Here is a 19,438-nt window from a genome sequence, read left to right on the forward strand (position 1 = left end):
AATATTCCGTGAAGGCAAGGGACTGGTGTGGCGAATTTGCGAAGGCGGCCCTGTTGGTGTATGCCGCGCCGCCTGAGCCTTCCGAGGCCACTTCGCCCTCCCATTGTCCGGATCACCATGCCCCAGCCAGACCTTGTCATCTTCGATTGCGACGGCGTGCTCGTCGATTCCGAGATCATCGCCGCCCGCGTCGACGCCGAGCTTTTGACCTTGGCCGGATACGAGATATCGGCTGAGGAGATTTCGGAGAGCTATGCCGGCCTGACCTTCAAGGACATCATGCTGCGGGTCGAGGAAAAGTCCCGCATTCCCTTCCAAGCCTCTCTGATCGACAGGGAGGAACAATTGGTCGACCGCAAACTGCGCAGTGACGTCCGCGCCATCGATGGCGCGCGCGAGGCCGTTGCCGCGGTAACCGTGCCGCGCTGCGTCTGCTCGAATTCACGCTCCGAGAGGATCGAATTCATGCTGGAAAAGGTGCATCTTCTGCCGTTTTTCACCGACCGGATTTTTTCGGCGATGGAAACACCGACCGCGAAAACGAAACCGGCGCCGGACGTGTTCCTGTTCGCGGCGGAGAAACTCAACGCCAACCCGGCGAACACTTTCGTCATCGAGGATTCCGTGCACGGCGTCCACGGCGCAAGGGCGGCGGGCATGCGGGTGATCGGCTTCACCGGCGCGGGACACAGTTATCCCGGCCATGCCGACGCGCTCACCGAGGCCGGCGCCGAAACGGTGATCCGCCGCTGGGCAGAGTTGAAAAGCGTGATCGCCGCGCTGTCGGAGTGGTCGGACGCCTGAGAAGCGTGCGCCGCGACGCACGCCTCATGCAACTGCCGAGACCTAGTTCGTCGCGGCAGCCCTCTTGCGGCGGGTCTTCTTCGACTTGTTGGCCGTTGCCTGATGCGCGGTTTCGTCATAGCCGGCAAAGGCCTGATAATCCTGGGCCGTCGGCTCGGGCACGACGACATTGGAATCGGTGAAGACGAACTGCGTGGCAACGGAAGGATCGGTGACCTGGACCTGATACTGGTGGAGCTGCGAATAGAGGACCTGGGTGCCGTGCATCACCGCCGTTCGGATCGGCATGGTGATCGTGCCTGGAGAAAACTTCGGTCCGGGGACAATCTTGCCGGCGACCGCAATCTTCATCGCCAACTGGCCGTTGGCACGGCTGCAGTCGCGTGTCACGTCGCTGACCGACGCCTGGTAGATGATATTGGCCGAATCGTCGGGCGGCGTTGCAGCAGCGGCGTCAGCCTCGGCCTGGGCCGCGGCATCCTGCGCGGCATCGCCGGTCTTCTTGATCCTGGGCTTGGGCTTCTGAGCTTCCCTGGAATAGGTGTTGAAGAAGGCCGTGCCGTCGCGCACGGTCACCCTGGGACAATAGGCCTGCAACTGGCTGGCCAGGATCTTGGGATCCTGCGGCGGCGGTGGCGCCGTCGGGTCCTCCTTCTTGCCGATGCCGAGGTTCAGGATGCCATTGTCGCCCGATTGGCAGCCGGCGGCGGCAAGCATAAAGCCGGTGAGCGCAAGACCCGCCAAAAAGCGACCACTGAATGTACGAAACGCCATGAAACTGCACTTCCCTCTCGCAAAGCTGGTGACGTATATCAACCGCGCGGCAAAAATGCGACTGAGCCAGTGCAGAATTAACCACCTTGCGGTGGACGGAAAAAGCCAGGCAGTAACGGAATTGTGACATGCACTATGTGAGTACCCGCGGGGAAGCCCCCGTTCTTGGATTTTCCGACGCCGTGCTGGCTGGGCTGGCGCGCGACGGCGGGCTCTACGTGCCGCGCGAGTGGCCACAGTTTTCCGCCGCCGAGATCCGCGCCATGCGCGACCTTGCCTATCCCGACCTTGCCATCCGCGTGCTGTCGCCGTTCCTTGGCGGCGAAATCCCGGCGCCCGTCTTCGAGCGGCTGGTCCGCGAAGCCTATGCCACCTTCCGCCACGAGGCTGTCTGCCCGCTGGTGCAGACCGGCCCCAACACCTTCGTCCTGGAACTCTTCCACGGGCCGACGCTCGCCTTCAAGGACGTGGCGATGCAGCTTCTGGCCCGGCTGATGGACCATGTGCTTGCCGAACGCGACCAGCACGCCACCATCGTCGGCGCCACCTCGGGCGATACCGGCGGGGCTGCCATCGATGCCTTTGCCGGTCGCAGCCGGACCGACATCTTCATCCTTTTCCCGCATGGCCGCGTCTCGCCGGTGCAGCAGCGGCAAATGACGACGTCGACGGCTGCAAATGTCCATGCGCTGGCGATCGAAGGCAATTTCGACGATTGCCAGGGCCTGCTCAAGGACATGTTCAACGATCACGGCTTTCGCGACCGGGTGGCGCTTTCGGGCGTCAATTCGATCAATTGGGCCCGCATCATGGCCCAGATCGTCTATTATTTCTCCTCGGCGCTGTCGCTCGGCGCGCCGGACAGGCCGGTTTCCTTCACCGTGCCGACCGGCAATTTCGGCGATATCTTTGCCGGCTATGCCGCCAAGAAGATGGGCTTGCCGATCGATCGGCTGGTCATTGCCACCAATGACAACGACATCCTGGCGCGCACTTTTTCGACCGGCGAATACCGCACCAAGGGCGTCTTTGCGACCACGTCGCCGTCGATGGATATCCAGGTGTCGTCGAATTTCGAACGCTTGCTGTTCGAGGCCTCCGGCCGTGACGCCGCGACCGTGCGGCGCTACATGGACGGCCTGAAGCAGTCCGGTGCTTTCACCATCGAACCCCACCAAATCGCCGGGATGCGGTCCGAATTCGACGCCGGCCGCGCTGATATGGACGAGGTCGCCGCCACCATCCGCTCGACGCTCGCGACCAGCAACTATCTGCTCGATCCGCACACTGCGGCAGCCGTGCATGTCGCCGCAGGCAAGGCGTCAGGCGCCGTGCCGATGGTGGTGCTGGGTACAGCACACCCGGCAAAATTCCCGGCCGCCGTCGAAGCCGCCAGCGGCGTGTCGCCCGCACTGCCCGCATGGCTAGGTGGGTTGATGACATCGGAGGAAAAATACACGGTACTTCCATCCGACCTGAAAATGGTGGAAGATTACGTCGGCCGCCGCGCGCGGGCGGCGCGTTAGGGAGTAGTAGCCATATGGGTGTTGAGGTAAGCCGTCTGTCGAACGGCCTGACAGTCGCCACCGAAACCCTTCAAAGCATCGAATCGGTTGCCCTTGGTGCCTGGGTGAAGTCGGGTGCCCGCAATGAACGTGACGACGAGCATGGCATGGCCCATCTGCTCGAGCACATGGCGTTCAAGGGCACGAAAAGGCGGAGCGCCTTCGAAATCGCCTCGGAGATCGAGGACGTCGGCGGCGAAATCAACGCCGCCACCAGCGTCGAGACCACCTCCTACTATGCCAGGGTGCTCTCCGACGACGTGCCGCTAGCCGTCGACATTCTTGCCGACATCCTGCAGGAGTCCGAATTCGACCCGCAGGAACTCGAACGCGAACAGCATGTGATCCTGCAGGAGATCGGCGCCGCGCACGACACGCCCGACGACATCGTCTTCGACCGTTTCACGGAAACCGCCTATCGCCATCAGACGATTGGGCGCTCCATTCTCGGCACGCCCGAAACGGTCAAGTCCTTCACCTCGAAACAACTTCACGACTTCATAGAGCGGCAATATGGCGCCGAGCGCATGGTGATTGTCGCCGCCGGCGACATCAAGCATGACAATTTCGTGCGCGAGGTCGAAAAGCAGCTCGGCGGCTTCCGCAGCAAGGCCGACAGCACCATCCCGCAATATGCGCAATATGTCGGCGGCGATTTTCGCGAGGACCGCGACCTGATGGACGCGCAGATCGTGCTGGGGTTCGAAGGCCGGGCCTATCATGTGCGCGACTTCTACGCCTCGCAGGTGCTGTCGATGATCCTCGGCGGCGGCATGTCGTCGCGCCTGTTCCAGGAGGTCCGCGAGAAGCGCGGCCTGTGTTACTCGGTCTATGCCTTCCATTGGGGCTTTTCCGACACCGGCGTCTTCGGCGTCCATGCAGCGACCGGCCAGAGCGACATCGCCGAACTGGTGCCTGTCATCATCGACGAACTGCAGAAGGCCGGTGAGAAGATCCTGCAGGAAGAACTCGACCGGGCGCGCGCCCAATATCGCGCCGGACTGATCATGTCAGCCGAAAGCCCGGCCAGCCGCGCTTCGCAGATCGCACGGCAACTGCTTCTGTTCGGCCGGCCGATCGCCAAGGAGGAACTGATGGAACGGCTGTCGGCGCTGACGATCGAGCGGCTGACCGATCTATCGTCGCGTTTGTTCTCGACCAAGCCGACGCTTACCGCTGTCGGGCCTGTGGGCACACTGGCGCCCTACGAGGCGATTCTCGAATCGCTCGCGGGCACGCAGACCGCGGCCCGCAAGCTCGCCGTCTAAGCCCCTCAAAGCGCCATGTTCGCGCTCCCTTTCTTTCGCCGTGACCTGCCGGCACTGAAAGGCGACCGTGTCACGCTGCGCGTGCCGTTCACCAACGACTATCGCGAGTGGGCGGCGGTGCGCGGGGAAAGCCGCGCTTTCCTCGAACCATGGGAGCCACGCTGGACTCCCGATGAACTCGACCGCAACGCATGGCGGCTGCGCATCAGCCGCTACCGCGAGGATTATGCTCAGGGAACCGCTATCGCCTTCTTTATCTTCGAGAGGAGCAGCGGCAAGCTTGCCGGCGGCATCACGCTCGGCAACATACGCCATGGCGTCTCGCAAAGCGGCCATGTCGGCTACTGGATCGGCGAGCGCTTCGGCGGCCGCGGCCTGATGACCGACGCGGTCAAGGTGGTGACCCGCTTCGCCTTCGATACGCTGAGGTTGCACCGGATCGAAGCGGCCTGTATTCCCGACAATATCAGGTCGATCCGCGTGCTTGAAAAAGCCGGATTTCGGCGCGAAGGACTGCTGCGATCCTATCTCAGGATCAACGGCATCTGGCAGGACCACTACCTCTACGCCCGGATCGCGGACGATCCGCCGGGCGTTGGAACGAAGGACTGATTTTTGACGAAATTCCTGCGCAACGGGCCGCTGTTCGCCATTGTCCTCGCGATACTCCTGACGCTGTGGGCGGCATCGTCGGCCTTCGCCGTCGAGCCGATCAAGATCGCCCGCGACGACGTCGCGCTCGACCTTTCCGGCGCCGTCGAGATCTACCGCAACCAGGGCGAGAATTTCCAGGTGTCGACCGCGCCGGGTCCGGACGGCATCGTGCGGCGCATCGAGGTCGAGGCCAATGATGCCCGTTCGACCGGCGACTGGGCTGTCTTCGCGCTCGCCAACACCACCGACCAGCAGCTCGACCGGCTGATCGTCGCACCGCATTTCCGCCTGGTGAATTCCGGCATCTTCTGGCCGGATCTGGGCTCGACCCGCATCGCTGCCATCACGCCCAGCGAAGGCTTCGCGCTCGACCGCCAGACCAGTCCCGACGCCGACGTTTTCCGGGTGACGCTGAACCCCGGCACGGTGATCACCTTCATCGCCGAACTGGCCTCGCCGAAGCTGCCGCAGGTCTACCTCTGGGATCCCGAATCCTACAAGGACTCGGTCAATTCCTACACGCTGTTTCGCGGCATCGTCATCGGCATTGCGGGCCTGCTGGCGCTGTTCCTGACCATCCTTTTCGTGGTCAAGGGGACCTCGATGTTCCCCGCGACCGCCGCGCTTGCCTGGGCGGTACTGGCCTATATCTGCGTCGATTTCGGCTTCCTCAACAAGGTCATCGAGATTTCGCCCGGCAATGAGCAGATGTGGCGGGCGGGAACGGAGGTGGCGCTGGCGGGAACCTTCGTGGTGTTCCTGTTCGCCTATCTCAACCTCAACCGATGGCACGGCCATTTCAGTTATGGCGCACTGGTCTGGATCCTCGGGCTGGTGCTGATCGCCGGCGTTGCGATCGTCGATCCCGCGGTCGCCGCCGGCATCGCCAGGCTGTCCTTCGCCGCCACCGCACTGACGGGGCTTGGCCTGATCATCTTCCTCGGGATTCGTGGTTATGATCGTGCGATCATGCTGGTGCCCAGTTGGGTCATGGTGCTGTTGTGGCTGTGCGGGTCGTGGATGGCGATCACCGGCATGCTCGACAACGACATCGCCCAGCCGGCCCTGGGCGGCGGGCTGATCCTGATCATCCTGCTGATCGGCTTCACCGTCATGCAGCATGCCTTTGCCGGCGGCGCGCTGCATCAGGGCCTGTTCTCCGACCTGGAGCGGCAGGCGCTTGCCGTGGCCGGATCGGGCGACACGGTGTGGGACTGGGACGTGCTGCGCGACCGCGTCGTCACCAAGCCCGATGTCAGCATCCAACTCGGGCTGGCGCCGAACAGCCTCGGCGGTGCGGCGCGTAACTGGCTGCCGGTGCTGCATGCCGACGACCGCGACACGTTCCGCACGACGCTCGACGTCGTGCTCGAGCACCGGCGCGGCCGGGTGTCGCAGAACTTCCGCCTGCGCGGCGCTGACGGCCACTATCACTGGTTCTCGCTGCGTGCGCGCCCGGTCATCGGATCCGACGGCGAAGTCATCCGCTGCGTTGGCACCATGGTCGACGTGACGGAGCAGAAAAAGTCCGAGGAAAGGCTGCTGCACGATGCCGTGCACGACAACCTGACCGGCCTGCCGAACCGCGAACTTTTGATGAACCGGCTGGAAGCGATCATCTCGATCGCGCGCACCGAAGAGAAGGTGCGCCCGACCGTCTTCGTCATCGACATCGACCGTTTCAAGCAGGTCAACGACGGGCTCGGCATCTCGGCCGGCGACACCATCCTCTTGACCATCGCGCGCCGCCTGCACCGGCTGCTCAAGCCGAAGGACTCGCTGTCGCGCTTTGCCGGCGACCAGTTCGCGCTGATGCTGTTGTCCGAACAGGACCCGGCCCGCATCGCCGCCGTGGCGGATGCCATCAAGCATGCCATCAACAATCCGATCACCTTTGCCAAGCGCGAGATCGTGCTGACCGCCTCGATCGGATTGATCACCTGGAATTCGCCACAGATGTCGGCCGAGGACATGGTCAAGGATGCCGAGCTTGCCATGCATCAGGCCAAGCGCTTCGGCGGCGACAGAATCGAGCCGTTCCGTCCGGCTTTCCGCACTGTCGGCACCGACAGGCTGCAGTTCGAATCCGACCTGCGCCGCGCCATCGAGCGGCGCGAATTCACCCTTGCCTACCAGCCGATCGTCCGGCTCGAGGACGGCAGCGTCGCCGGCTTCGAGGCGCTGCTGCGCTGGGACCACCCGCGCCGCGGCATGATCCCGCCGGCGGATTTCATCCCGGTCGCCGAAAGCTGCGGCCTGATCGTGCAGCTCGGCCTGTTTGCCATGCAGCAGGCGGCGGAAGACCTCGCCAGCTGGCAAAAGCAGATCGGCGACGCGCCGCTGTCGGTCTCGGTGAATTTGTCCAGCCGCCAGTTGATCCGCCGCGACCTGGTCAGCGACGTCCGCTCGGTCATCGCTCGGGCCAACCTGAAGCCGCGCTGCTTCCGGCTCGAACTCACCGAATCGCTTGTCATGGACAATCCCGAGCAGACCGCCCATGTGCTGACCAAGCTGAAGCAGCTCGGCATCGGCCTGTCGCTGGACGATTTCGGCACCGGCTATTCCTCATTGGCCTATCTGACGCGTTTCCCCTTCGACACCATCAAGATCGACAAGAGCTTCGTCGACGACAACACGCCCAAGCGCGCGGTGCTGCTGAAATCGATGGTCAACATGGCGCATGAACTCGGCCTGTCCGTCGTCGCCGAGGGCATTTCGGACGAGAGCGACGCGCTGGAACTGCGCCAGATGGGCTGCGAATATGTCCAGAGCTTCATGTTCGGCGCGCCGATGCCGGGCGACCAGGTGCTGAAGACGCTGAAAGAGCAGTATCCGCTGACGCAAGCGTAAACGGATCAGGCGTGTCCGGCAGCGAGGCTGAGATGCGCAAGGTCGATACCGATCGAGGCGAGGATCCGGTCGTATTTGCGCTCGATATCGGTGTCGAACAGAAGCTCGGCACTGGCCGGACAGGTCAGCCAGCCATTTTCTGCGATCTCGGTCTCCAATTGGCCCGCGCCCCAGCCGGAATAGCCGAGCGCCATCAGCGCATGACGAGGCCCGCGGCCGGACGATATGGCGCGCAATATGTCGACGGTCGCCGTCAGGCAGATGTCGTCGGAAACGGTCAGCGATGATTCCACCCGATAGTCGCCCGAATGCAGGACGAAGCCCCGGCTGCGATCCACGGGGCCGCCATTGCGCACGACGAAATCGCGGGCCTGAGCCGGCAAGCGGATTGCCTCCTGCTCGTTCATGATGCCCAGTTGCACGAGCAAGTCCGGAAACAGCATCTGCTGCGTCTGGTTGATGATCAGGCCCATGGCGCCTTCATCGGAATGGGCGCAGACATAGATGACCGAGCGCGTGAAACGGTCGTCCTTCATGCCGGGCATGGCAATCAGGAACTGATCGTCGAGAAAGCCGCGACTGGCGACCGTCTTCTTGTGGCGCAACAAGTCCATGAAGGGAGCGTAACGCGTTTCCAAAGCGCCGAAAAGATGCGCCGTGCTGGATTCGACCAAAGCCTGTGGCGGCGGCTCGAACATTCTTCTCCCTCGAAGTCACGCAAATATGATACCGGCAAGGCCATGAAATCATTGCGCGGCCACGAACGGACGATCAAATCACCGCCATGCGAAGCTTGAAAATCCTGCTGCTCGGCGCCGGCATCGGATCGGCCACCGCTCTTCCCGCCGCCGCCTCTTCGTCGGCGTGGTACAACAGCGAAGGCGGCAAGGTCCGGCTGGTTACATCAGGCAAAGCCGACGATGCCGGCCGCATACAGGGCGTTCTCGACATAGCGCTCAAGCCCGGCTGGAAGACATATTGGCGCGATCCGGGAGACGCGGGCGTGCCGCCGCAACTCGACATTTCGGCCAGCACCAACGTCGCCGACGCCGCTCTGTCGTTTCCGGCGCCGCAGCGCCATGACGACGGCTATGGCAAATGGGCGGGCTACAACTATCCGGTCTCTCTGCCGGTGACATTCACGCTGGCGACGCCGAACCAGCCGGCGGTGATCGATGCCGACATCTTTCTCGGCATCTGCGAAACGATCTGCATTCCGGTGCAGACGCGGCTGACCGTCGACCCCGCCTCCGATCCGGACAATGCCGAGGACGCGGCGCTGGTGAAGGCGAGTTTTACGGCACTGCCTGCGCCCGCGAGGTCCGATTTCGGCATCAATGTGCTGCCGGGCGACCATGAGACGCTGATTGTCGAGGCGAGCTTTCCCGGCGATCCGGCGGCGGCGGATTTCTTCGTTGCCGGCGAGCAGGACTACATGTTCGGCACCCCGGCCCGCAGCGAAAAGGACGGCAAGCTGATTTTCACCGTGCCGATCCTCGACCGCCCCTCGACGACGCCGACTGATGGCGGGCTTCACTATACGCTGACGAGTGCGGCGGGCGCTGTCGAAGGGGTTCTGCCTTTCCCTTGATCCAGCCCATCGCAACGGTTGCAGGAAGCCGTTGGGTTCGCTACGCAAAGACACGTCCTTCCCCATTTCCCAAGCGAGGAATCCATGACCATTTCCGTTGGCGACAAGCTGCCTGACGTGACCTTCAAGACGATGACCGACGACGGCGCCAAGCCGATCACCGGGGCCGAGATATTCCCGGGCAAAAAGGTCGTTCTGTTTGGAGTTCCCGGCGCCTTCACGCCGACCTGCAGCAACAACCACTTGCCCGGCTATCTCGAGAACCATGACGCCATCCTGGCGCGCGGCGTCGACACCATCGCCGTCGTCTCGGTCAATGACGTCCATGTCATGGGCGCCTGGGCGCGCTTCACCGGCGGCGAGGGCAAGATCCTGTTCCTGGCCGACGGCAGTGGCGATTTCGCCAAGGCAGTGGGCCTCGACAATGACCTTTCCGCCAGCGGCATGGGGCTGCGTTCGAAACGATTTTCGATGATCGTCGACGACGGCAAGGTCACCGCGCTCAATGTCGAGACCAAGCCCGGTGTCGACGAGTCCGGCGCGGCCCATATTCTGGGACAGCTCTGAACTTCAGTGCGCCTTCGGCCGCAACGGCGATGGCGCTTGTGGTTCATGGCTTGCTTTGGGGGGATCCTAGCGATGTTTGACATCTTCTGGCGCGCTATCGCGATCGGCGTCGGCGCCACCGTGCTGATGGATCTCTGGGCCATCTTCCTGCACAAGGCGTTCGGCCAGCCACGGCCGAACTGGGGGCCGGTCGGCCGCTGGGTCTGGCATCTCCGTGACAAGGTCTTTCACGACGATATCGGCGATACAGCACCATACGCGCATGAAAAGGCGCTGGGTTGGGCCTTTCACTATTTTGTCGGCATCATCTACGGCATCATCCTGGTGGTGCTGGCCGGAGCGGGCTGGCTTGCCGCGCCGACATTTCTGCCGGCCTTCATCCTCGGCATTGTCACCGTCGGCGCCGGCTGGTTCCTGCTGGCACCCGGCATGGGCGCCGGCTGGGCCGCCTCGAAGCGGCCCAACCCGATGCGGATCCGGGCGCTGAACCTGGTGTCGCATACGGTGTTCGCACTTGGGCTTTGGGGCACGGCGCTGCTGATACGATAAGCGCTTACGGCTGTGTCGGCCTGTCGATCGGCTGCCAGCCGTAGACAACGGAATGCGCGCCGATATCGTAGTAGTTGCCGCCGCCCGCTGGCTGATCTGCTTCTTCGTACCCGAGCCGCGCCGCTCCTGAAATTCAATAGCTCTGGGTCGAGCGCCGCACCTTCGCGATTGCCGGCGCAGCAGGCTTTGGCGCTGCTGCAGGCTTGAACGGGCCTTTCTTGAACGGCGCCATGCCTTCGCGCGCGAGTTCGTCGGCGCGCTCGTTCTCGACATGGCCGTCATGGCCCTTGACCCAGTTCCAGGTGACCTTGTGGCGCTTGTTGGCCTCGTCGAGCGCCTGCCAGAGTTCACCGTTCTTGACAGGCTTCTTGTCGGCGGTCTTCCAGCCGTTCTTCTTCCAGCCGTGGATCCACTTGGAAATGCCGTCCATGACGTATTTGCTGTCGGTGTGAAGCTCGACCGTGCACGGTTCCTTCAGCGCGTTCAGCGCCGAGATAGCGGCCAACAGTTCCATCCGGTTGTTGGTCGTCTCGGCCTCACCGCCGGAAAGCTCCTTGGTGGTGCCGTTGAAGCGCAGGATCGCGCCCCAGCCGCCAGGGCCGGGATTGCCCGAACAAGCGCCGTCGGTGAAGATCTCAACCTGTTTGCTCATGATATCAGGCCAATCCATATTCCGAAGGAGATTTGATCGCCCGGTGGAACCGCATCCTTCTGATGTATTCGGTCGGATCGCGTTTCATCACCAGCCCGCCATCGGGGACGGTCAGCCAGTCGTATAGCCGGGTCAGCATGAAGCGCAACGCCGAACCGCGCGCCAGCATCGGCAGCGCAGCCTTTTCCTGGTCGCTCAGGGGCCGGACGCTCTTGTAGCCGGCGAGCAGCGCCTTGCCCTTGGTCAGGTTGAAGGAAAAATCCTTCTCGAAGCACCAGGCGTTGAGGCAGGTGGCGACATCGTAGGCATAGAGGTCGTCGCAGGCGAAATAGAAGTCGATCAGGCCGGAGAGCTTTTCGCCGAGGAAGAAAACGTTGTCCGGGAAAAGATCGGCATGAATGATGCCTTGCGGCAGGTCTTTGGGCCAGTTGCGCTCAAAATCGGCAAAGTCGGCATCAACCTCGGCCGCCAGGCCCGGCTCGACCTCGTCGGCCCGGTCGCGCGCTGCGTCCCAGAGCTTGCGCCAGCCGTCGATGGCCAGGGCATTCGGACGTGTCATCGAAAAATCGGCGCCGGCCAGATGCAATTGCGCCAACGCCTTGCCGACCTCGGCACAATGCGTGGCTGTGGGCCGCCGCAACGAAAGCCCTTCCAGGAAGGTGATGATGACCGCCGGCCGGCCGGCGAGCGTGCCGATGACGCTGCCGTCATGGGCGGTCACCGGCAGCGGGCAGGACACGCCCTTGTAGGCGAGATGGCCCATCAGCCCAAGGAAAAACGGCAGATCCGCCTTCTCGACGCGCTTCTCATAGAGCGTCAGGATGTAGGAGCCGCTCGAGGTGTGCAGCAGGAAGTTCGAGTTCTCGGTGCCTTCGGCGATGCCCTTGTAGGACAGGAGATCGCCGACCGGATAGTGCTTCAGGAATGCGCCGAGTTCGCCTTCCGCGACGTCAGTGTAGACCGCCATGTGCCTTACGCGGCTCCATTGACGAAGGCCATGTCGGCCCGCGTCAGTTCGACATCGCGCAGTACCCGCATGACCGGAAAATCCTCCGTTTCCGTGGCCGTGATGGCCAGATCGATCGTGACATCGAAGCGCTGCCGGAACGCGTCGATGATCTCGTCGACGATGATTTCGGGCGCCGACGCGCCGGCCGACAGGCCGAGCGTCGAAATGTTGCCGATGTCATTCCACGGAATCTCGGCGGCGCGCTGCACGAGAAGCGACATGGTGGCGCCTGCACGCTCCGCCACTTCGACAAGTCGTCGCGAATTGGAGGAATTCGGCGCGCCGACGATCAGATAGAGATCGGCGCCCGGCGCGGTGTCCTTGACGGCTTCCTGGCGGTTGGTGGTGGCATAGCAGATCGATTCCGCCGCTGGCGCCTGCAGCGCCGGAAAGCGATCCTGCAAGGCGCGGATGATGCCGGCGGTGTCCTCGACCGACAATGTGGTCTGGGTAACGAAGCCTAGCGCCTGCGGATCGGTGGGCGAGAGCTTTGCGGCATCGGCTTCGGTTTCGATCAGGGTCACCGCTCCGTCCGGGAGCTGGCCCATGGTGCCGATCACCTCGGGATGTCCGGCGTGACCAATCAACAGCACATGACGGCCGAGCCGCTGATGGCGCATCGCCTGCTTGTGGACCTTCGACACCAGCGGGCAGGTGGCATCGAGATAGAAGAGATTGCGCGCCTTCGCATCCGCCGGCACCGATTTCGGCACGCCATGCGCCGAGAACACGACGGGCGACTGCCGATGTTCGGCCGGGATCTCGGAGAGTTCCTCGATGAAGACGGCGCCAAGGCTTTGCAGCCCCTCGACGACGTAGCGGTTGTGCACGATTTCATGGCGGACGTAGACCGGCGCGCCATATTTCTTCAGCGCCAGCACGACGATCTGGATGGCACGGTCGACACCGGCGCAAAAACCGCGCGGCTGGCAGAGCCGGATCGTCAGAGGTGGTTTGGTGGTTGTCTGAAGCATTAAATCCGGGCCGGTTGATCAAAGCCGAAATGAGGTGCGCACCCCTGCCCTGTCAAGGGCATCGGTAGAAAGGGGGCGTCGCTCGCATTCATTCCTCTTTCGCGGGGCGGCGAAGCCGCAGGATGAGCACGGCGGCGAGCGTGGCGGCAAGCCCGTACCAGGTGACGGCATATTGCAGATGGCTGTTCGGCAGGTCGATGATGGTGACGCCGCCAACCGGCAATCCGCCTGGATTTGGCGTCTTGTCTGCGTCGATGAAGATCGGCACCAGCGTGAACCCAGCCGGCAGGCCCGCGCTCGCCGCCATGACGTCGCGGTCCTTCCAGTAGAAGATGTTCTTCGCCACATCGTTGTCGGGCAGCATCATCGACGGCTTTGCTGGCAGGGGGTTGCGAGCGAGCCCCGTGACCGTCACTCTGCCGGTCACCTGTCCCTTGGCGCGCTTGGCGGCGTCCTTCAGATCGTAAGGCACGAAGCCGCGATTGATCAGGACGAAGCGGCCGTCGTCGAGCGCCAGCGGCGTGTAGACATTGAAGCCGGCATCACCCTCCCAGGTCGCGTAAAAATGCCGTTCGCCTTGATGCAGGAACGTCCCGGTGACGGCGACGGGCGTATAATCGACGTCCCCGGTGGCTGCGAATTCTTTCTCGACCTCGGCCAGCGGCCGCGGCGCTGAATGAGTGCGCTGGTCGATGGTCTGCAGAAGGCCTTCCTTCCAATAAAGGCGCTGCACCTGCCAGGTGCCGAGCGCCAGCAGGATCAGGAACAGCACAAGGCCAAGGCCGAGCAGCAATGCCGTCCTAGGCCGCGATCGGCCATCGGCTTTAACGGTTGCCTCGCTCATTCGCCGCGATCCAACCGGCCTTCGGCCGCCTTGTTGCGGTATTGCAGCGTCAGCAGCACGCCTTTGATCAGCCTCAGCGCCGCCAGGCACAGCACGACAGCCAGCGGAATCCAGACCAGCAGATGCAGCCAGAGCGGCGGGCTAAGCGTGACTTCAACCCAGAGCGCCAGGCCGACGATAAGGAAGCCTATGATCAGGATGACGAACACCGCCGGCCCGTCGCCGGCATCGGCGTAGGAATAATCGAGGCCGCAATTGACGCAGCGCTTGCCGACAGTGAGGAAGCCGGAGAACAACCGCCCCTCGCCGCAGCGCGGGCAGCGGCCATGCAGGCCGGCCGAGATCGGATCGATCGGCGGCCAGATCGCCCTGTCTTCACTCATGGGAGCGTCGTCGCTCATTGCTTACCGCTCGATTTCGATCGGTGTGCCATCGGCCACCAGCGCCCAGATTTCGTCCATGTCGGAGTCCGTAACCGCAATGCAGCCGTCGGTCCAGTCGACCAATTGAAGCAGCCAGCCCCACCAGCCATAACCATTCGGTTGGCCGTGGATCATGATCATGCCGCCCGCGCCGACATTGCGCGCCTTGGCGGCGGCCTCATCGTCGGCATTGGGGTACGAAATATGGATCGATTTGTGCGCGATGCTGTTCGGGTTGCGCCAGTCGAGGACATAGTTCCCCTCGGGCGTGCGCTGATCGCCCTCCTGGTGCTTGTGCCCGACGGGATCGCCGCCGAGCGCGATGCCGTAGTTTCGCAGGACCTTGCCGTCGCCGATCAGTTCCAGCCGGCGTTCGGCCTTGTGAACACGCACCAGGTCCACCTTCTCGCCGGCAAAGGCCGGGAGTGCCCCGATCATCAATGCGCAAATAGCCCGGAAGATTGTCAGTCGCATTGGCTATCGATCAGCGATCATTGCGCCAAAAAGAAGAAGGCGGCCACGTTGCCGCGGCCGCCTCCAGAAATGAAAATCCCTCAGGCCTGGATCAGTGGCCCTCGATCACCGCGCCGACCGATCCCCAGACGTAGATCGAGGCGAACAGGAACAGCCAGACCACGTCGACGAAGTGCCAGTACCAGGCGGCCGCCTCGAAGCCGAAATGCTGCTTGGGGGTGAAATCACCCTTCATCGCCCGGATCAGGCAGACCAACAGGAAGATGGTGCCGATGATGACGTGGAACCCGTGGAAGCCGGTCGCCATGAAGAAGGTGGCGCCATAGATGGAATCCTTGAAAGCGAACGGAGCGTGCATGTACTCGTAGGCCTGCACCATGGTGAACAGCATGCCGAGGCCAACGGTCAGCACCAGGCCGTTGATCAGCCCCTTGCGGTCGCCGTGAAGAAGCGAATGGTGCGCCCAGGTCACCGTGGTGCCCGACAGCAGCAGGATGACGGTGTTGTAGAGCGGCAAATGGAAGGGATCGAGAACCTCCATGCCCTTCGGCGGCCAGACGCCACCAGTAAATGTGGCGCGCGCGTAGTTCTGTGCCTCACCGGCAAAAAGGCTGGCATCGAAATAGGCCCAGAACCAGGCAACGAAGAACATCACCTCCGAGGCGATGAACATGATCATGCCATAGCGCAGGTGCAGCGACACGACCCGCGTATGATGACCCTCATGCGCTTCCTTGATCGTGTCCGACCACCAGGCGAACATGGTGTAGAGGACGATCACGAGGCCGATGAAGAACAGCCACGGATTGGCGATGTTGAAGCCGAAGATCGGGAACGACCCGCCCTTCAGATATTCCATCAGGGCGACACCGCCAAAGGCCATGACCAGCGCCCCTACCGAGCCTAGGAAAGGCCATGGGCTCGGGTCGACGAGATGATAGTCATGCTGTGGTTTTGCGTGCGCGTCTGCCATATCAACCCCCGAGATTTGCTTCGGTATTCGAAATTGTCTTGCTGTTGCCATCGGTCGGCGCCGAGGAGGCGACCGGCTTGGTCTTCTCGACCGGGAACATCGTGTAGGACAGCGTGATCGTCTTCACGTCCTTGAGCTCCGGCACATTGACGATGTCGGGGTCCACGTAGAACAGGACCGGCATGTCCAGCGTCTCGCCGGGCTTCAGCGTCGTGTCGGTGAAGCAGAAGCACTCGACCTTGTTGAAATAGGGGCCCGCCAGTTCAGGCTGCACGTTGAAGGTGGCGCGGCCGGTCACCGAACGATCGAACTTGTTGGTCGCCTGGTAGTGCGCCTGCACGGTCTCGCCGATCTTCATCGTCATCGAGCGCTGGACCGGCTGAAACTCCCATGGCACGCCGGCGACGTTGGCATCGAAGCGGACGGTGATCTCGCGGTCGAGCACGCGGCCGGCATACTGCTTCTCGGCACGTTGCGTCGTGCCGCCATAGCCGGTCGCCTGGCAAAACATCTTGTAGAGCGGCACCGCGGCATAGGCCATGCCGATCATGCCGGTGAAGAAGGCGAGGCAGACAGCCGCGACGATGACGTTGCTGTTCTTGCCCGCCGCTTTCCTGGACTTCTCGACGCTCATCACATCGTGCCCAGATTGTGGCCGAACTTCACGATCGTCGCGATGTAGAAAATGACCACCAGCAGCGCCAGCGCCACGCCGATGGCGATAGAACGGCTGCGCTGCGCCTTCTTCTGACGCTCGGTCAACGTGACGGTCTCGAGCTTTTCCTCGATCATGGTCATGCTCCACCCATGGCAAGCGCGCGTTCGACAACGCTGTCGGCCAGATAGGCAGCGAAGATGGCGAAGAGATAAAGCAGCGAATAGGCGAACAGGGCCTTGGCCGGTTTCATGACGCGGTCATCGTCGGCCATGCCAAGCACTTTCCACGCGTACCAGGCAAAACCGACCCCGAGCAGCAGGGCGGCCACGCCATAGAAGGGCGTGGTGTAGCCGAGCAGCCACGGCAGCACGCCTACCGGGGCCAGCACCAGCGCATAGGCGAAGATCTGGCGGCGCGTCGAAGCGTGGCCGGCGACGTTGGGCATCATCGGAATACCGGCCTTGGCGTAGTCCTCGGATTTGAAAAGCGCCAGCGCCCAGAAATGCGGCGGCGTCCAAAGGAAGATGATCAGGAACAAGACAACGCTTTCGAGGCTGACCGTCCCGGTCACCGCGGCCCAGCCGATCACGGGCGGAATGGCACCGGCGGCCCCGCCGATGACGATGTTCTGCGGCGTCCAGCGCTTCAGCCACATCGTGTAGACGACGGCGTAGAAAAAGATGGTAAAGGCCAGCAGCGTCGCCGCCAGCCAGTTGACCAGCACGCCGAGCGTCATCACCGACAGCACCGACAGCACCAGCCCGAAGGTCAGCGCTTCGTGCGGCTGGATGCGACCGGCCGGGACCGGGCGGCTGGCGGTCCTGGTCATCACGGCATCGATGTCGGCATCGTACCACATGTTGAGCGCGCCGGAGGCGCCAGCACCTATCGCAATAGCCAGGATGGCGATCACCGCCAGCAGAGGGTTGATGGTCACGGGGGCGGCGACCAGGCCGACAAAGGCGGTGAACACCACCAGCGACATGACGCGCGGCTTCAGCAGCGCGAAGAAATCGCCCGCCGTCGCTTCCGACATGCGAAAGCCCGCTTCGTCAATCAATGGGTCGTCGACAAGGGCCATGCGTACTTAAGTCCATCATCCGTTGGCCGAAACCGCCGGCGGACCGGCGGTTTCGTATTCGAGCGAACAGCCGCCTTACTTGATCTTCGGCAGCTGTTCCCACTGGTGGAAGGGCGGCGGCGAAGGCAGCTGCCATTCGAGCGTCGTTGCGCCCTCGCCCCATGGGTTGGCGCCGGCGATCCGCTTCTTCTGGAAGGCCTCGAACACGCCATAGAGGAAGATCAGGACGCCGACGGCCGAGATATACGAGCCGATGGACGACACATAGTTCCAGCCGGCAAACGCATCGGGGTAGTCGATGGTGCGGCGCGGCATGCCGGCGAGACCGAGGAAGTGCTGCGGGAAGAAGATCAGGTTCACGCCGACGAAGGTGACCCAGAAGTGGGTGTTGGCGATGACGGGCGAATACATGTAGCCGGTCATCTTCGGGAACCAGTAGTACCAGCCGGCGAAGATGGCGAACACCGCGCCCAGCGACAGCACGTAGTGGAAGTGGGCGATGACGAAATAGGTGTCATGCAGCGAGCGGTCGAGGCCGGCATTGGCCAGCTGGACGCCGGTGACGCCGCCGATGGTGAACAGGAAGATGAAGCCCAGCGCCCACAGCATCGGCGTCTTGAACGAGATCGACCCGCCCCACATCGTCGCGATCCAGGAGAAGATCTTCACGCCTGTCGGCACCGCGATGACCATGGTGGCGAAGACGAAATAGCGCTGCGTATCGAGCGACAGGCCGGTCGTGTACATGTGGTGCGCCCAGACGATGAAGCCGACGGCGCCGATCGCCACCATGGCGTAGGCCATGCCGAGATAACCGAACACCGGCTTCCTCGAGAAGGTCGAGATGACGTGGCTGATGATGCCGAAGCCCGGCAGGATCAGGATGTACACTTCAGGGTGACCGAAGAACCAGAACAGGTGCTGGAACAGGATCGGGTCGCCGCCGCCGTCGGGCGCAAAGAAGGTGGTGCCGAAATTGCGGTCGGTGAGCAGCATGGTGATGCCGCCGGCCAGAACCGGCAGCGACAGCAGGAGCAGGAAGGCGGTGATCAGCACCGACCAGGCAAACAGCGGCATCTTGTGCAGCGTCATGCCAGGCGCGCGCATGTTGAAGATGGTGGTGATGAAGTTGATGGCGCCGAGGATCGACGAGGCACCGGCAATGTGGATCGACAGGATCGCCAGATCCATGGCCGGCCCGGGCTGGCCCGAAGTCGACAACGGCGGATAAAGCGTCCAGCCGCCACCGACACCATAGGCACCCGGTGCGCTCGGCATGAACATCGAGGTGAGCAGCAGGATGAAGGCCGGCGGCAGCAGCCAGAAGGAGATGTTGTTCATGCGCGGGAACGCCATGTCGGGCGCGCCGATCATGATCGGGACCATCCAGTTGGCAAAACCGCCGATCAGCGCCGGCATGACCATGAAGAAGATCATGATCAGGGCGTGCGCGGTGGCGAAGGCATTGTACATGCTCTTGCCGCCGTCGATCGCGGCGTCACCGTTCATGCCGTAGACCATCTGCGCCAGACCGCTGAAGATCTGGATGCCAGGCTCCTGCAGTTCCATGCGGATGGCGACCGACAAGGCGCCGCCGATGATGCCGGCCATGATCGCGAAGATCAGGTAGAGCGTGCCGATGTCCTTGTGGTTGGTCGAATAAACCCAGCGCACCCAGCCGTGATAAGGCTTGTGGTCGTGCCCGTCGTGAGCTGCAGCGTCTGCCATG

General features: G+C 63.0%; 22 protein-coding genes. 9 read left to right on the forward strand and 13 right to left on the reverse strand.

The window, feature by feature from the left end:
- The first annotated feature begins 117 nt into the window (after nucleotides 1–117).
- Nucleotides 118–804, forward strand: coding sequence for an HAD family hydrolase (locus RPF88_RS14575; RefSeq protein WP_013532759.1), 687 nt, complete (start codon nucleotides 118–120; stop codon nucleotides 802–804).
- A 42-nt stretch (nucleotides 805–846) separates the two neighbouring features.
- On the opposite strand, the gene RPF88_RS14580 is transcribed toward RPF88_RS14575, so the two are convergent.
- Nucleotides 847–1,578: a hypothetical protein gene (locus tag RPF88_RS14580; protein ID WP_013532760.1), complete on the reverse strand. Its 732-nt coding sequence runs from the start codon at nucleotides 1,576–1,578 to the stop codon at nucleotides 847–849.
- Between RPF88_RS14580 and RPF88_RS14585 the strand changes: the two genes are divergently transcribed.
- From RPF88_RS14585 to RPF88_RS14605, 5 genes are read left to right on the forward strand one after another with little or no spacing between them, the layout of a single operon-like run.
- Nucleotides 1,577–1,705, forward strand: coding sequence for a hypothetical protein (locus RPF88_RS14585; protein WP_263499029.1), 129 nt, complete (start codon nucleotides 1,577–1,579; stop codon nucleotides 1,703–1,705). The two genes, RPF88_RS14580 and RPF88_RS14585, sit on opposite strands and share 2 nt — an antisense overlap.
- A gap of 1 nt (nucleotide 1,706) precedes the next feature.
- Nucleotides 1,707–3,104 (forward strand): threonine synthase, encoded by a 1,398-nt coding sequence (thrC, locus tag RPF88_RS14590; protein ID WP_013532761.1) that lies wholly within the window; start codon nucleotides 1,707–1,709, stop codon nucleotides 3,102–3,104.
- A gap of 14 nt (nucleotides 3,105–3,118) precedes the next feature.
- Nucleotides 3,119–4,411 (forward strand): M16 family metallopeptidase, encoded by a 1,293-nt coding sequence (locus tag RPF88_RS14595; RefSeq protein WP_013532762.1) that lies wholly within the window; start codon nucleotides 3,119–3,121, stop codon nucleotides 4,409–4,411.
- A 15-nt stretch (nucleotides 4,412–4,426) separates the two neighbouring features.
- Complete coding sequence (locus RPF88_RS14600; protein WP_013532763.1) at nucleotides 4,427–5,023, forward strand: GNAT family N-acetyltransferase; 597 nt, start codon at nucleotides 4,427–4,429, stop codon at nucleotides 5,021–5,023.
- Nucleotides 5,024–5,026: 3 nt separating this feature from the next.
- A complete protein-coding gene (locus RPF88_RS14605) occupies nucleotides 5,027–7,915 on the forward strand; it encodes an EAL domain-containing protein (RefSeq protein WP_063167686.1) in 2,889 nt (962 codons plus the stop codon).
- A 5-nt stretch (nucleotides 7,916–7,920) separates the two neighbouring features.
- Here RPF88_RS14605 and RPF88_RS14610 read toward each other — a convergent pair whose 3' ends face one another.
- Entirely contained in the window at nucleotides 7,921–8,529 is a 609-nt protein-coding gene (locus tag RPF88_RS14610; RefSeq protein WP_013532765.1) for a YqgE/AlgH family protein, read from the reverse strand.
- 170 nt (nucleotides 8,530–8,699) lie between these two features.
- Here RPF88_RS14610 and RPF88_RS14615 point away from each other — a divergent pair, with 170 nt between their 5' ends.
- From RPF88_RS14615 to RPF88_RS14625, 3 genes are all read left to right on the forward strand, one after another.
- Entirely contained in the window at nucleotides 8,700–9,506 is an 807-nt protein-coding gene (locus tag RPF88_RS14615; RefSeq protein WP_063167685.1) for a protein-disulfide reductase DsbD domain-containing protein, read from the forward strand.
- 84 nt (nucleotides 9,507–9,590) lie between these two features.
- A complete protein-coding gene (locus RPF88_RS14620) occupies nucleotides 9,591–10,073 on the forward strand; it encodes a peroxiredoxin (protein ID WP_027164142.1) in 483 nt (160 codons plus the stop codon).
- Nucleotides 10,074–10,145: 72 nt separating this feature from the next.
- A complete protein-coding gene (locus RPF88_RS14625; RefSeq protein WP_013532768.1) occupies nucleotides 10,146–10,622 on the forward strand; it encodes a DUF2938 domain-containing protein in 477 nt (158 codons plus the stop codon).
- Nucleotides 10,623–10,755: 133 nt separating this feature from the next.
- Here the strand turns inward: RPF88_RS14625 and rnhA are convergent, their stop codons facing one another.
- The 11 genes from rnhA to ctaD form a co-directional block, all read right to left on the reverse strand.
- Entirely contained in the window at nucleotides 10,756–11,274 is a 519-nt protein-coding gene (gene rnhA / locus RPF88_RS14630) for a ribonuclease HI (protein ID WP_027164143.1), read from the reverse strand.
- Between the two features lie 4 nt (nucleotides 11,275–11,278).
- Nucleotides 11,279–12,241 carry a homoserine kinase gene (locus tag RPF88_RS14635; protein ID WP_063167684.1) on the reverse strand — a complete coding sequence of 321 codons (963 nt, stop codon included), beginning with the start codon at nucleotides 12,239–12,241 and terminating at the stop codon, nucleotides 11,279–11,281.
- A 5-nt stretch (nucleotides 12,242–12,246) separates the two neighbouring features.
- The gene (ispH, locus tag RPF88_RS14640) at nucleotides 12,247–13,257 is read right to left on the reverse strand and encodes a 4-hydroxy-3-methylbut-2-enyl diphosphate reductase (RefSeq protein ID WP_063167683.1); all 1,011 of its coding nucleotides are present in this window, start codon (nucleotides 13,255–13,257) and stop codon (nucleotides 12,247–12,249) included.
- An 88-nt stretch (nucleotides 13,258–13,345) separates the two neighbouring features.
- Entirely contained in the window at nucleotides 13,346–14,101 is a 756-nt protein-coding gene (locus RPF88_RS14645) for an SURF1 family protein (protein WP_063167682.1), read from the reverse strand.
- Nucleotides 14,098–14,484, reverse strand: a complete 387-nt coding sequence (locus RPF88_RS14650) for a DUF983 domain-containing protein (RefSeq protein WP_024503617.1) — start codon at nucleotides 14,482–14,484, stop codon at nucleotides 14,098–14,100. The genes RPF88_RS14645 and RPF88_RS14650 overlap by 4 nt, the downstream gene beginning before the upstream one ends.
- A 21-nt stretch (nucleotides 14,485–14,505) precedes the next feature.
- Entirely contained in the window at nucleotides 14,506–14,997 is a 492-nt protein-coding gene (locus RPF88_RS14655; RefSeq protein ID WP_063167681.1) for a L,D-transpeptidase family protein, read from the reverse strand.
- A 91-nt stretch (nucleotides 14,998–15,088) separates the two neighbouring features.
- Entirely contained in the window at nucleotides 15,089–15,970 is an 882-nt protein-coding gene (locus tag RPF88_RS14660; RefSeq protein WP_024503615.1) for a cytochrome c oxidase subunit 3, read from the reverse strand.
- Nucleotide 15,971: 1 nt separating this feature from the next.
- Nucleotides 15,972–16,604, reverse strand: a complete 633-nt coding sequence (locus RPF88_RS14665; RefSeq protein ID WP_027164147.1) for a cytochrome c oxidase assembly protein — start codon at nucleotides 16,602–16,604, stop codon at nucleotides 15,972–15,974.
- The gene (locus RPF88_RS14670; protein ID WP_013532777.1) at nucleotides 16,604–16,762 is read right to left on the reverse strand and encodes a hypothetical protein; all 159 of its coding nucleotides are present in this window, start codon (nucleotides 16,760–16,762) and stop codon (nucleotides 16,604–16,606) included. The genes RPF88_RS14665 and RPF88_RS14670 overlap by 1 nt, the downstream gene beginning before the upstream one ends.
- Before the next feature lie 2 nt (nucleotides 16,763–16,764).
- A complete protein-coding gene (locus tag RPF88_RS14675; protein ID WP_127365999.1) occupies nucleotides 16,765–17,709 on the reverse strand; it encodes a heme o synthase in 945 nt (314 codons plus the stop codon).
- A gap of 75 nt (nucleotides 17,710–17,784) precedes the next feature.
- Entirely contained in the window at nucleotides 17,785–19,437 is a 1,653-nt protein-coding gene (ctaD, locus tag RPF88_RS14680; RefSeq protein WP_013532779.1) for a cytochrome c oxidase subunit I, read from the reverse strand.
- Nucleotide 19,438 lies beyond the last annotated feature (1 nt).

The sequence above is a fragment of the Mesorhizobium sp. ISC11 genome (genome assembly GCF_037162595.1).
Classification (GTDB): Bacteria; Pseudomonadota; Alphaproteobacteria; order Rhizobiales; family Rhizobiaceae; genus Mesorhizobium; species Mesorhizobium ciceri.

Bases quoted from the DNA above. Each gene is read 5' to 3' on its own strand.
- RPF88_RS14615 (WP_063167685.1), top strand. From the start codon at position 8,700: ATGCGAAGCTTGAAAATCCTGCTGCTCGGCGCCGGCATCGGATCGGCC.
- RPF88_RS14575 (WP_013532759.1), top strand. From the start codon at position 118: ATGCCCCAGCCAGACCTTGTCATCTTCGATTGCGACGGCGTGCTCGTC.
- RPF88_RS14580 (WP_013532760.1), bottom strand. From the start codon at position 1,578: ATGGCGTTTCGTACATTCAGTGGTCGCTTTTTGGCGGGTCTTGCGCTC.
- RPF88_RS14610 (WP_013532765.1), bottom strand. From the start codon at position 8,529: ATGGACTTGTTGCGCCACAAGAAGACGGTCGCCAGTCGCGGCTTTCTC.
- RPF88_RS14645 (WP_063167682.1), bottom strand. From the start codon at position 14,101: ATGAGCGAGGCAACCGTTAAAGCCGATGGCCGATCGCGGCCTAGGACG.
- RPF88_RS14670 (WP_013532777.1), bottom strand. From the start codon at position 16,762: ATGATCGAGGAAAAGCTCGAGACCGTCACGTTGACCGAGCGTCAGAAG.
- ispH (WP_063167683.1), bottom strand. From the start codon at position 13,257: ATGCTTCAGACAACCACCAAACCACCTCTGACGATCCGGCTCTGCCAG.
- RPF88_RS14650 (WP_024503617.1), bottom strand. From the start codon at position 14,484: ATGAGTGAAGACAGGGCGATCTGGCCGCCGATCGATCCGATCTCGGCC.
- thrC (WP_013532761.1), top strand. From the start codon at position 1,707: ATGCACTATGTGAGTACCCGCGGGGAAGCCCCCGTTCTTGGATTTTCC.
- RPF88_RS14595 (WP_013532762.1), top strand. From the start codon at position 3,119: ATGGGTGTTGAGGTAAGCCGTCTGTCGAACGGCCTGACAGTCGCCACC.
- RPF88_RS14625 (WP_013532768.1), top strand. From the start codon at position 10,146: ATGTTTGACATCTTCTGGCGCGCTATCGCGATCGGCGTCGGCGCCACC.
- RPF88_RS14585 (WP_263499029.1), top strand. From the start codon at position 1,577: ATGAAACTGCACTTCCCTCTCGCAAAGCTGGTGACGTATATCAACCGC.
- RPF88_RS14620 (WP_027164142.1), top strand. From the start codon at position 9,591: ATGACCATTTCCGTTGGCGACAAGCTGCCTGACGTGACCTTCAAGACG.
- RPF88_RS14655 (WP_063167681.1), bottom strand. From the start codon at position 14,997: ATGCGACTGACAATCTTCCGGGCTATTTGCGCATTGATGATCGGGGCA.
- RPF88_RS14675 (WP_127365999.1), bottom strand. From the start codon at position 17,709: ATGGCCCTTGTCGACGACCCATTGATTGACGAAGCGGGCTTTCGCATG.
- RPF88_RS14665 (WP_027164147.1), bottom strand. From the start codon at position 16,604: ATGAGCGTCGAGAAGTCCAGGAAAGCGGCGGGCAAGAACAGCAACGTC.
- rnhA (WP_027164143.1), bottom strand. From the start codon at position 11,274: ATGAGCAAACAGGTTGAGATCTTCACCGACGGCGCTTGTTCGGGCAAT.
- RPF88_RS14600 (WP_013532763.1), top strand. From the start codon at position 4,427: ATGTTCGCGCTCCCTTTCTTTCGCCGTGACCTGCCGGCACTGAAAGGC.
- RPF88_RS14635 (WP_063167684.1), bottom strand. From the start codon at position 12,241: ATGGCGGTCTACACTGACGTCGCGGAAGGCGAACTCGGCGCATTCCTG.
- ctaD (WP_013532779.1), bottom strand. From the start codon at position 19,437: ATGGCAGACGCTGCAGCTCACGACGGGCACGACCACAAGCCTTATCAC.
- RPF88_RS14660 (WP_024503615.1), bottom strand. From the start codon at position 15,970: ATGGCAGACGCGCACGCAAAACCACAGCATGACTATCATCTCGTCGAC.